Source organism: Amycolatopsis kentuckyensis, assembly GCF_002155975.1.
Classification (GTDB): domain Bacteria; phylum Actinomycetota; class Actinomycetes; order Mycobacteriales; family Pseudonocardiaceae; genus Amycolatopsis; species Amycolatopsis kentuckyensis.
Genome location: NZ_MUMI01000164.1, coordinates 1 through 10,807 on the forward strand (window position 1 = coordinate 1; position 10,807 = coordinate 10,807).

Annotated in this window: 12 protein-coding genes; 9 read left to right on the plus strand and 3 right to left on the minus strand. The window is 72.3% G+C overall.

Features of this window, described 5'->3' with window-relative positions; translation table 11 throughout:
- Together CCN39_RS16875 and CCN39_RS16880 are read left to right on the plus strand one after the other, a co-directional pair.
- The coding region (locus CCN39_RS16875; RefSeq protein ID WP_086843070.1) for a thiamine-phosphate kinase at positions 1-689 on the plus strand (689 nt) is incomplete at its 5' end.
- A 16-nt stretch (positions 690-705) separates the two neighbouring features.
- Positions 706-1,185: a GNAT family N-acetyltransferase gene (locus tag CCN39_RS16880; RefSeq protein WP_086843072.1), complete on the plus strand. Its 480-nt coding sequence runs from the start codon at positions 706-708 to the stop codon at positions 1,183-1,185.
- On the opposite strand, the gene CCN39_RS16885 is transcribed toward CCN39_RS16880, so the two are convergent.
- The gene (locus tag CCN39_RS16885; protein WP_244210822.1) at positions 1,172-2,311 is read right to left on the minus strand and encodes a glycoside hydrolase family 27 protein; all 1,140 of its coding nucleotides are present in this window, start codon (positions 2,309-2,311) and stop codon (positions 1,172-1,174) included. The two genes, CCN39_RS16880 and CCN39_RS16885, sit on opposite strands and share 14 nt — an antisense overlap.
- Positions 2,312-2,418: 107 nt before the next feature.
- On the opposite strand from CCN39_RS16885, the gene CCN39_RS16890 reads away from it, so the two are divergent.
- The 3 genes from CCN39_RS16890 to CCN39_RS16900 all read left to right on the plus strand — a co-directional run bounded on the left by CCN39_RS16890 (position 2,419) and on the right by CCN39_RS16900 (position 4,488).
- Positions 2,419-2,949 (plus strand): gamma carbonic anhydrase family protein, encoded by a 531-nt coding sequence (locus CCN39_RS16890; RefSeq protein WP_086843075.1) that lies wholly within the window; start codon positions 2,419-2,421, stop codon positions 2,947-2,949.
- A 30-nt stretch (positions 2,950-2,979) separates the two neighbouring features.
- Positions 2,980-3,657 carry a uracil-DNA glycosylase gene (locus CCN39_RS16895; protein ID WP_086843077.1) on the plus strand — a complete coding sequence of 226 codons (678 nt, stop codon included), beginning with the start codon at positions 2,980-2,982 and terminating at the stop codon, positions 3,655-3,657.
- Positions 3,658-3,720: 63 nt separating this feature from the next.
- Positions 3,721-4,488 (plus strand): alpha/beta fold hydrolase, encoded by a 768-nt coding sequence (locus CCN39_RS16900; protein WP_086843079.1) that lies wholly within the window; start codon positions 3,721-3,723, stop codon positions 4,486-4,488.
- A gap of 142 nt (positions 4,489-4,630) precedes the next feature.
- On the opposite strand, the gene rpmB is transcribed toward CCN39_RS16900, so the two are convergent.
- Entirely contained in the window at positions 4,631-4,822 is a 192-nt protein-coding gene (gene rpmB, locus CCN39_RS16905) for a 50S ribosomal protein L28 (protein WP_003091970.1), read from the minus strand.
- Positions 4,823-4,956: 134 nt separating this feature from the next.
- Between rpmB and CCN39_RS16910 the strand changes: the two genes are divergently transcribed.
- From CCN39_RS16910 to CCN39_RS16920, 3 genes are read left to right on the plus strand one after another with little or no spacing between them, the layout of a single operon-like run.
- Positions 4,957-6,534 (plus strand): DAK2 domain-containing protein, encoded by a 1,578-nt coding sequence (locus CCN39_RS16910; protein WP_086843081.1) that lies wholly within the window; start codon positions 4,957-4,959, stop codon positions 6,532-6,534.
- Positions 6,535-6,537: 3 nt separating this feature from the next.
- Complete coding sequence (gene recG / locus CCN39_RS16915; RefSeq protein WP_086843083.1) at positions 6,538-8,691, plus strand: ATP-dependent DNA helicase RecG; 2,154 nt, start codon at positions 6,538-6,540, stop codon at positions 8,689-8,691.
- Between the two features lie 47 nt (positions 8,692-8,738).
- A complete protein-coding gene (locus CCN39_RS16920) occupies positions 8,739-9,152 on the plus strand; it encodes a GNAT family N-acetyltransferase (protein ID WP_244210823.1) in 414 nt (137 codons plus the stop codon).
- Here the strand turns inward: CCN39_RS16920 and CCN39_RS16925 are convergent.
- The gene (locus CCN39_RS16925) at positions 9,133-9,747 is read right to left on the minus strand and encodes a TetR/AcrR family transcriptional regulator (protein ID WP_086843085.1); all 615 of its coding nucleotides are present in this window, start codon (positions 9,745-9,747) and stop codon (positions 9,133-9,135) included. The two genes, CCN39_RS16920 and CCN39_RS16925, sit on opposite strands and share 20 nt — an antisense overlap.
- 31 nt (positions 9,748-9,778) lie before the next feature.
- On the opposite strand from CCN39_RS16925, the gene CCN39_RS16930 reads away from it, so the two are divergent.
- Positions 9,779-10,807: erythromycin esterase family protein (locus tag CCN39_RS16930; RefSeq protein WP_086843087.1), on the plus strand; the 1,029-nt coding region annotated here is incomplete at its 3' end.

A 10,807-nucleotide genomic window follows, 5' to 3' on the forward strand; every position in this document is an offset into this window, starting at 1 on the left:
CGACCACCGTCCTGGTCGGGCTCGCCTGCCCGCCTGACACCCCGCGCGAGGTCGTCACCGGTCTCGCCGACGGCATGTGGGCCGAGGCCGAACGCGCGGGGGTCGGCGTCTCCGGCGGCGACATGGTCCGCGCCGACCAGCTCGTGATCAGTGTCACGGCGCTCGGCGACCTCGGCGACCGCGAGCCGGTGACCCGCTCGGGCGCCCGGCCCGGTGACGTCCTCGCGGTGAACGGGCGGCTCGGCTGGGCCGCGGCCGGCCTGGCCGTGCTCGGCCGCGGGTTCCGCTCGCCGGTCGGCGTCGTGAACGCCCAGCGCTGCCCCGAGCCGCCCTACGAAGCCGGGCCGCGGGCCGCGCTGGCCGGGGCCACGGCGATGATCGACGTCTCCGACGGCCTGCTCGCCGACCTGGGCCACATCGGCGAAGCCTCCGGCGTCGGCATCGACGTCCGCACCGCCGACCTCGACATCCCCGCCCGGCTCACCGAGGTCGGCGCCGCCCTCGGCGCGGACCCCCTGGACTGGGTGCTCACCGGTGGCGAGGACCACGCACTCGCGGCCACGTTCCCGCCGTTCACCGAGCTCCCGGACGGCTGGCGCGTGATCGGCGTCGTGACCATGGCCGGCTCCGGGATCACCGTCGACGGGAAACCGTTTTCGCGGGAAGGCGGATGGACGCACTGGCGCTGATCTAGGCTCCGGAAGCGTGAGAATCGTTCCAGTTCCCTACGACCACCCCGACGCGGCCAAGCTCATGGCCGCGGTGCAGCAGGTGTACGTCGAGCGCTACGGCAGCGAGGACGCCACCCCGATGAGCCCCGCGGACTTCGATCCGCCGGAAGGCCTGTTCCTCGTCGGCTACCAGGGCGAGGAAGCGGTCGCCTGCGGGGCATGGCGCGCCCACGACGGCCCCGAGCCCGACTTCCGGGACGGCGATGCCGAGTTCAAGCGGATGTACGTCGCCGATTCCGCCCGCGGCCGCGGGTTCGCGCGGATGATCCTGTCCGAGCTGGAACGCACGGCCGCGCTGTGCGGCCGCAAGCGCGCGGTCCTGGAGACCGGGACCAAGCAGCCGGAAGCGATCGCGCTCTACACGTCGTCGGGCTACACCGAGATCCCGCACTTCGGCGTCTACAAGAACGAGCCGGAAAGCCGCTGCTTCGGCAAGGACCTCACCTCGGCGTGAGCTTCAGCAGGGCCGCGGCGTGCGGCCTCAGGGACGCCGAAACTCCGGTCCCGACGTCCCGGTGGGCCCAGAGGTCGCGGACGTTCCACGACCCGGGGATCGACGCGGAGACGGTCGCGGTGGTGCTGCCGGTGTTGAGCAGCACCACCGCGAAACCGCCGTCGCTCAACGGTTTTCCCCACACCTGCCAGCCGGGGCCCGTGTCGAGCTGCCGCCCCTGGCTGCCCGCGAAGTCCTGGTCGACGGCGATCGCTTCGGCGTTGCCCAGCGTCGCGAGGTCGGTGCCGCCCAGCTTCGCCGGGTCGGTGCCGGCGAACAGCGGCGCGTTCAGCACGGCCCAGACGCTGAAGTGCGCGCGCGACTCGTCGGCGGTCAGCGTGCCGTTGCCGACCTGGAGCATGTCCGGGTCGTTCCAGCCGCCGGGGGAGCCGCTGTGGGTGGCGACGCCGGCCTGCTGGTCGATCGTCGCGAGCACGGAATCCCAGGTCGGGACCAGGTCGTAGGTGGTGCGCCAGAGGTTCGCCACCGGCCGCGCCCAGGTCCACGGGCTGGAGACGCCGTACTCGGAGATCGCGTAGACGATCGGGCGCGGCAGCGCGGCCAGTTCGTCGCGCATCTTCTCGAAGGCGGCCTTCCGGTCGAGGCCGTCGACGGTGTCGGCGTTGCACCAGTCGTACTTGAGGTAGTCGACGCCCCAGCGGTCGAACGTCTCGGCGTCCTGGCGTTCGTGGCCCAGCGAGCCGATCCCGGACGCGGGGTAGGCGTCGTTGGCCATCGCGCAGGTCCGGCTGCCGGGCACGGCGTAGATGCCGAACAGCAGGCCGCGGGAGTGCACGTAGTCGGCGAGGTCGGCGATCCCGTTCGGGAACCGCTTCGGGTCCGCCTGCAGCGAGCCGTCGGCGGCCCGGGCGGGTGCCTGCCAGCAGTCGTCGACGACGACGTATTTGTAACCCGCGTCACGCAGTCCGGTGTCAGCCAGCGCGTCGGCCGCCCTCTTGACGACGTCCTCGGTGAGGTCGTAGCAGCGGACCTGGTTCCAGCTGTTCCAGCCCATCGGCGGGGTGCCGGCCAGGCCGTTCGCCGGCGCCGCGGCTGCGACGGGCAGGCTGAGCAGCCACGTCAGCACGACGAGGAGGAGCAGGAGCGGGCTGCTTCTCGGACGGTTCTGTGGGTTCGCGGCGATGCCGTGATCCAATCGCATGGCACGTGAAACCGCAGTCACCCGGAGGCGGCATGCCGATCTACGCACTCGGTTCGCTCGAGCCGACGATCCACCCCGACGCCTACGTCCACCCGGACGCGACGGTGATCGGCGACGTCCGGATCGGCGCGCACGCGTCGGTGTGGCCGCAGACGGTCCTGCGCGGTGACCACGGCTACATCGAGATCGGCGAGCGCTCCAACGTCCAGGACGGCTGCGTCCTGCACTGCACGGAGCGGCACCCGACGATCCTCGGGCCGTCGTCGGCGATCGGGCACGCGGTGCACGTCGAGGGCGCGACGATCGGGACCGGCTGCCTGATCGCGTCGGGTTCGGTGGTGCTCAACGGCTCGGTGATCGAGGACGGCGGCATGGTCGGCGCGGGCGCGGTGCTGTCGTACGGGTCACACGTGAAGACCGGCGAGATCGCCCTCGGCGTCCCGGCGAAGGTGCGGGAGAACAAGTCGTTCGGGCCGGAGAACATCGCGATGGTCGTGGATTCCTACGTCGAGCGCGGCAAGCGGTTCCGGGCGGAGCTGAGGCGGCTCGACCCGCTCGGGTGACGTCGGCCACGCCCGGTAGGCTTTCGCGCCGTGACCGCACGACCGCTGCAGGACATCGTCGAGGCAGGCTGGGCGAAAGCCCTCGAACCGGTGGCGCCGCAGGTCGCCGCGATGGGGGAGTTCCTCCGCGCGGAGATCGCCGCGGGCCGGACCTACCTGCCGGCGGGTGAGCACGTGCTGCGGGCGTTCAAGCAGCCGTTCCACGACGTCCGCGTGCTGATCGTCGGGCAGGACCCGTACCCGACGCCGGGGCACGCGGTCGGCCTCAGCTTCTCGGTGGCGCCGGACGTCCGGCCGATCCCGAAGAGCCTGGTCAACATCTACAAGGAGTACGCCGAGGACCTCGGCCACCCCTTGCCGTCCAACGGTGATCTGACGCCGTGGGCCGAGCAGGGCGTGCTGCTGCTCAACAGGGCGCTGACCGTGCAGCCGGGGAAGTCGAACTCGCACCAGGGCAAGGGCTGGGAAGAGGTCACCGAGCAGGCGATCAAGGCCCTCGCGGCCCGGTCGGAGCCGATGGTGGCGATCCTGTGGGGCCGCAACGCGCGCAACCTGCGCCCGATGCTGGGCGACGTCCCGTGCATCGAGTCCGCCCACCCGAGCCCGCTCTCGGCGCACAACGGCTTCTTCGGGTCCCGGCCGTTCAGCCGGGCCAACCAGCTCCTGGAGCAGCAGGGCGCGGCGCCGGTCGACTGGAAACTCCCGTAGGTTCGGTGTCCGGATCCGCGTGACGGCTCCGACCAGGGGTAACCGAACCTTGGAGGACACACCATGAACGTCACCTCGGCCGACGGCACGCCGATCTTCTTCGAGCAGCGCGGCGACGGCCCGCCGGTGATCCTGGTCGGCGGCGCGTTCAACGACCGCACGACCACGGTGGGCCTGGCCGAAGTCCTGGCCGGCGACTTCACGGCGGTCAACTACGACCGGCGCGGCCGCGGTGACTCCGGCGACTCGGCCGAGTACGCCGTCGAGCGTGAGATCGAGGACCTCGCGGCGCTGATCGCCCACGTGGGCGGGACGGCGTCGGTGTTCGGCCACTCGTCGGGCGCGGTCCTGGCCCTGGAGGCGGCCGCGGCGGGCATCGGGATCGATCGCGTGGTGGCGTACGAGCCGCCGTACGCGACGGACGGGCACCCGCGGGCCGACGTCGTGTCCGAGGTGCGCGCGCAGCTCGCGGCGGGGGACCGGGACGGCGCGGTGGCGACGTTCCTGAAGGTCGCGGGCACCCCGGAAGAGATGATCGGGGGGATGAAGCAGGCCCCGGTGTGGGGCTGGTTCACGGCGCTGGCGCACACGCTGCCGTACGACCTGACGATCTGCGGCCCGGACGCCCGGCCCCGCGCCTCCCTGGCCCGCATCGGGATTCCGACGCTGGTGATCGGCGGCGGCGCGAGCGACGACGCACTCCAGGCGGGGGCCCGCGCGGCGGCCGCGGCGGTGCCCGGCGCCCGGCACGAGACCCTGGAAGGGCAGGACCACGGGGTGCTGCAGTTCCCGGACGCGCTCAAGCCCCTGCTGACGGACTTCCTCAAGTGAGCTGACCGCTCAGGTGACCCCGCCGGGGGTCCAGGGGGCTTGCCCCCTGGCGGGGGTCTGGGGGTTCGACCCCCAGAAGACACCTGAGACGAAAAAATGGCGAGTGCTCTCCACGAGCACTCGCCACCCCGAAAATTTCGTCTCAGCCGCGAACGACCTTGCCCGCCTTGATGCACGAGGTGCACACGTTCAGGCGCTTGCGCTGGGACACACCCACCTTGGCGTGGACGGTCTGGATGTTCGGGTTCCACCGGCGGTTGGTACGGCGGTGGGAGTGCGAGACCGACTTGCCGAAGCCGGGTCCCTTGCCACAGACGTCGCACACGGCAGCCACGTCGAACTCCTTTGGATCTGGGTCATAGAGATGAGCCCAGATGCACTGGGCAACTCGACCATAGTAACTACTGCTTTCGCGAGCCCCCGCACCGGGTCGATACGCTGCCCGAGGACCGGTCAGGAGGTTACGGGGTGCGGGTGCTGGACGCGGTGGCGGTGTCGGCCTGGGCGGCGGGCTGTGTGCACAGTCTCGCGAGCCTGCGGCCGGCCATCGACGAGATCAACGTCTACCCCGTCGCCGATTCCGACACCGGCTCCAACATGCTCTTCACGATGACTGGCGCGGCCCGGGAACTCGCCGAGGCGACCCCGGAAACCGCCGCCGAAGCGCTGAAGATCCTCGCGCGCGGCGCGGTCGCCTCCGCGAAGGGCAACTCCGGCGTGATCCTCTCCCAGGTCGTGCGCGGGCTCGCCGACCGCGCCGAAGGCGACCTGGACGGCCCGTGGCTGGCCGCGGCGCTCGGGCACGCCGACGAGGTCGCCACCGGCGCCGTGAGCCGCCCGGTCGCCGGAACGATCCTGACCGTCCTGCACGCCGTCGCCCTCGCCGTGCGCGGCGACACGAGCCCCCTGGCCGAAATCGCCGCGAAAGCCGCGAAGGAGGCCGCGCACGCCCTCGAGAAGACGCCCGAGCAGCTGCCCGCGCTGGCCAGGGCCGGGGTCGTCGACGCCGGCGCCCGCGGCCTGGTCGCGGTGCTCGACGCGCTGGTCGGCGTGCTCACCGGTGCCCCCATCGAGCAGGAACACCCCCTCGAAGTCCACGCGCACAGCCACGCCGAGTCCTACGCCTGGGAGGTCATGTACCTCCTGGACGGCGTCGAGGAAGCGAGCCTGCCGATCCTGCGCAAGGAGCTGAGCGGCCTCGGCGACAGCGTCACGGTGGCCGGCGACGGCTCGGGCAGTCACGCCGTGCACGTCCACTGCGCCGACATCGGCGCCGCCATCGAAGCCGGGCTCACGCTCGGCCGCCCGCGCAAGATCCGCGTCGAGCCCCTGCTCACGCCGACGCCGATCGAACCCGGCGGCGGGATCGACCGCACGGTCGTCGCCGTCGTCCACGGCGGCGCGCTGGCCGAGCTGCTGCGCGCCGAGAGCATCCCGGTGCTCGCCGTGCCCGAGGGCGGGACGCCGAGCGTCGAGGACATGATCGGCCTGCTCAACGAGGCCGCCGGGCAGCAGGTGACGGTGCTCCCGGGCAGCGTCGCCCTCACCGCCGCGGCCGACGCCGCGGCCGGGCACGCGATGGCCGCCGACCGGGACGTCGTGGTCATCCCGTGCGCGTCGCCGGTGCAGGTGCTGGCCGCCCTCGCCGTGCACGACGCCGGGCGACGCACCAACGACGACGTCGTCGCGATGGCCGAAGCGGCCGCCGCGACCAGGCGTGGCGAACTGCGGATCGCGCAGGAGGAGTCGCTAACCTGGGTGGGCCGGGCCCAGTCCGGCGACGTGGTCGGCCTGGTCGACGACGAGGTGGTGCTGATCGAGCCGGCGCCCGCGTCCGAGACGAACCTGGTCGCGGCCGCGATGAAGGTGCTGAACCGGATGCTGGCGCTCGGCGGGGAGCTGGTGACGGTGCTGAGCGGGGCGGCGGCCCCGCCCGGGGTCGCCGAGGAGCTCGCGGAGCAGCTGCGGGTGGAGCACCCGGAGGTGGAGATGGCCGGCTACGCCAGCGGCCAGGCGGACGCCGTGCTGCTGATGGGAGTCGAATAGCGGATGGCCGGACTGCGCGACAAGCTGCCGTTGCTGCTGGGCGCCAAGACGGCGAAGGCGCTCGCCACGTCGCTGGACATCGAGACGGTCAGCGACCTGCTGCGCCACTACCCGCGCCGCTACGCCGAGCGCGGCGAGCTCACCGACATCCACGGCCTCGAGCTGGGCGAGCACGCCACCGTGCTGGCGCGCATCGAAAAGGTGAGCAAGCGGCGGATGAAGGCCCGCAACGGGACCATCCTCGACATGGTCATCACCGACGGGAAACGGCGCCTGACCTGCGCGTTCTTCAACCAGGCCTGGCGCGAGAAGGACCTCGTCCCCGGCAAGACCGGGCTGTTCGCCGGCAAGGTGTCCGCCTTCCGCGACACCCTGCAGCTGACCAACCCCGAGTACGAGCTGTTCGACGCCGAGAACGAAGCCGAGGCGATGGACAACTTCCTCGCCGCGATCATCCCGGTCTACCCGGCGGCGCAGGGCATGCCGACCTGGTCGATCGCCAAGTGCGTGCGGCAGGTCCTGGACGTCCTCGAGGTCGACGACGACCCGATGCCCGCCGAGCTGCGGCGGCTGCACAAGCTGGCCGACCTCGACAACGCGCTGCGCGGCATCCACCGCCCGGAGAACTGGGCGCACCTGGAGGCGTCGAAGAAGCGGCTCAAGTGGGACGAAGCCATGGCCGTCCAGCTGATCTTCGCGCAGCGGCGCCACTCGGCCATCTCGCGCCCGGCGAAGGCCAACCCGCACGTCAGCGGGGGCCTCCTGGACGCCTTCGACAAGCGGCTGCCCTTCGACCTGACCGCGGGCCAGCGGGGGATCGGCGACGAGATCGCCGCGGACCTGGCGTCCGAGCACCCGATGAACCGGCTGCTCCAGGGCGAGGTCGGCTCGGGCAAGACGGTCGTCGCGCTGCGGGCGATGCTGCAGGTCGTCGACAACGGGCGGCAGGCCGCGATGCTGGCGCCGACCGAGGTCCTGGCGGCGCAGCACGCGCGGTCGCTGCGGGAAATGCTCGGCGACCTCGGCCAGGCGGGCGAGCTGGGCGCGGCGGAGAACGCCACGCGCGTGACGCTGCTCACCGGGTCGATGGGCGCGAAGGAGCGGAAGAAGTCGCTGCTGGAGATCGTCAGCGGGGAAGCCGGCATCGTCGTCGGCACGCACGCGCTGATCCAGGACCACGTCGAGTTCGCCGACCTCGGCCTCGCCGTCGTCGACGAGCAGCACCGGTTCGGTGTCGAGCAGCGGGACGCGCTGCGCACCCGCGGGTCCGGCGACACCAGCCCGCACGTGCTCGTCATGACCGCGACGCCGATCCCGCGCACGGTCGCGATGACCGTCTACGGCGACCTGGAGGTCTCCGCGCTGCGCGAGATGCCGGTCGGGCGGTCGCCGATCGCCACCACGGTCGTGCCGGTCGCCGAGAAGCCCGCCTGGTTCGAGCGGATCTGGCAGCGCGTGCGCGAAGAGGTCGGCAAGGGGCACCAGGCGTACGTCGTGTGCCCGCGGATCGGCGACGAGCCGCCGTCGGACAAGAGCGACAAGCGGCCGCCGCTCGCGGTCCTCGAGGTCGCCCCCGAACTGGAGCACGGTCCGTTGCAGGGCCTGAAGATCGGCGTGCTGCACGGCCGGATGCCGCCCGACGACAAGGACGCCGTGATGCGCGCGTTCTCGGCGGCCCAGCTGGACGTCCTGGTGGCCACCACGGTGATCGAGGTCGGCGTGAACGTGCCGAACGCGACCGCGATGGTGATCATGGACGCCGACCGGTTCGGCGTCAGCCAGCTGCACCAGCTGCGCGGCCGCGTCGGCCGGGGCAGCGTGCCGGGGCTGTGCCTGCTGGTCACCGAGACCCTCGACGGCACGGCGACCCGCGAACGGCTGGCGGCGGTCGAGTCCACGACGGACGGTTTCGAGCTGTCGCGCCTCGACCTGGAGCTGCGCCGCGAAGGCGACATCCTCGGCGCCGCGCAGTCCGGGAAGCGGTCCACGCTCAAGCTGCTGTCGCTGCTGCGGGACGAGGACGTGATCGCCGCGTCCCGGGCCCTGGCGCAGGAGCTCGTCACCAAGGACCCGGAGCTGACGAAGTACCGCGGCCTGGCGCAGATGGTCGCCGACGTCGTCGACGTCGAGCGCGCGGAGTACCTGGAGAAGAGCTGATCCGCGCGGCCACGGTCGCCGACGCCCCGGCGATCGGGCGGGTCCACGTGGCGTCGTGGCAGGCGGCGTATGCGGGCCTGCTGCCGGACGACTTCCTCGCGCGTCTCTCGGCCGGAGAACGGGCGGCTTCCTGGGCGCGGCGCATCGGCGAGGGCGCGGGGCAGGTGCTGGTCCTCGAGGAGGACGGCGTCGTCGCGGGCTTCGCCGCCTTCGGGCCTTCGCAGCTGTACGCGCTGTACCTGCTGCCGGAGTTCTGGGGCCGGGGTCTCGGCCGGGCGCTGCACGACCGCGTCGTCGAAGGGATGTCCGGTGACAGCGCCGTCCTGTGGGTGCTCGCGACGAACGACCGGGCGAAGGCCTTCTACCGGCGGCAGGGCTGGCGGCCCGACGGGGAAACCGGGACCGAGACCCTGGACGGCATCACCCTGGATGTGGTGCGGTTCAGTCGGCCGTTGCCGTGAACACGCCGGCTTTCGCGGCGGCCGCGGCGGCTTTCGCGGCGATGTCGGCGTCCCGCGGCGTCACGCCTTCCCGGGAGACGAACAGGCGGTAGAAGATCGGCCCGCAGGCCACCCGCACCGGCTCCACGGGATCGGTGCCGGGCGGGACTTCGCCGCGGTCGATCGCCCGGGCCACGGCGGCCCCCGAACGGGCGTGGCGGTCGACGTAGAACTCGCGCAGGGCGTCGGCCGCGCGGGGGGACAGGAACGCCGCCGAGATCGACGCCGTGGGCAGCTCGCGCTCGCCCGGGGTGGTGAAGTAGCGCACCAGCTCCAGGTTGATCGCGCGCAGGTCGCCTTCGAGGGAACCGGTGTCCGGCACCGCCCACTCCTGCTCGGCGCCCATCAGCAGGGCCGCCGCGACCAGGCCCTCGGCGGACTCCCAGCGGCGGTAGAGCGTCGTCTTGTGCACGCCGGAGCGCTCGGCGACCGCCTCGACGGTCAGCTCCGCGTACCCGCGTTCGCCGAGCAGCTCCAGTGTGGCGTTCAGCGCGGCGAGGCGGGTCCGCTCGGTGCGGCCGCCCGGGCGCTTGGTCCCGGAAATCTCGGTTGCCAACTGCTACTCCTGTTGCGTTAGTGTGCTCAGTATGTCAGAACCCATCGCCGTAGCTTCCATCGCCGAGTTGATCGGCGACGCCGAGGTCGTCGCCATCGGCGAGAACAACCATCACATCCGCGAGTTCGGCGTGCTGCGCGACCGCCTCCTGCGCCACCTCGTCACCGAACGCGGGTTCACGGTGCTCGGGTTCGAGGGCGGCTTCGCCGAGGGGCACCTGGTCGACGCGTGGCTGCAGGGTGGCCCGGGCGAGGTCGCCGACATCGCCCGGGACGGCTTCACGTTCGGCCTCGGCGACTCGGCCGAGGTGCACGAGATGCTGACCTGGCTGCGGGGACGCGGCGTCCGGTTCGCGGGCCTGGACGTACCGAGTTCGGCGGGCTCGCCGGTCCCCGCGCTGCGGGCGGTCCGCGAAGTCCTGTCGCGGGTGGATCCCGCCAATGTGTCCCTTGTGGACGCAGCGCTGGCGGCTTGCGAGCCGTACGCGTCGGTGAGCAGTGCGGTTGCGCCGGGCCGGTACAAGGAGATGAGTGTCGCGGAGCGGGACGCGGCCACCGTGGCGCTGACCGTCCTCAAAGGACACGTCGAGTCACTGGCGCCCGAAGCCGCGCACGACGCGGAGGGCGCGCTGCGGGTCGACCTCTACCTGCGGGAGCTGGACGCGCTGATGGCCGGGCGGGCGCCGGAGCCGCAGAGTTCGTCGCGGGACACCTACATGGCGGCCACCGTGCGGCTGCTGCGGCGGCGGTTCCCCGGCGAGAAGATCGTGCTGATGATCCACAACGGACACCTCCAGCGCGTGCCGTTCTCGCCGATGCCGGGCATGACGGCGCCGTCCGCGGGCACGCACTTGGCCGCGGAGCTGGGGGAGCGCTATTTCGCGCTCGCGTTGACCGCCGTCTCGGGCACGACGACCGGCCTGGTGCCCGACCCGGCCGGTCCGCTGGGGTTCCGGATGTTCGAGCAGGCCTTGGACGAACCGGCGGAAGGCAGTGTCGAGGCGGCGCTGGCTTCGCGGGCGCCGTGCGTGGTCGCGCGTCCCGCGGCGGCGGGCATCCGG

Bases quoted from the DNA above. Each gene is read 5' to 3' on its own strand.
- CCN39_RS16890 (WP_086843075.1), top strand. From the start codon at position 2,419: ATGCCGATCTACGCACTCGGTTCGCTCGAGCCGACGATCCACCCCGAC.
- CCN39_RS16900 (WP_086843079.1), top strand. From the start codon at position 3,721: ATGAACGTCACCTCGGCCGACGGCACGCCGATCTTCTTCGAGCAGCGC.
- recG (WP_086843083.1), top strand. From the start codon at position 6,538: ATGGCCGGACTGCGCGACAAGCTGCCGTTGCTGCTGGGCGCCAAGACG.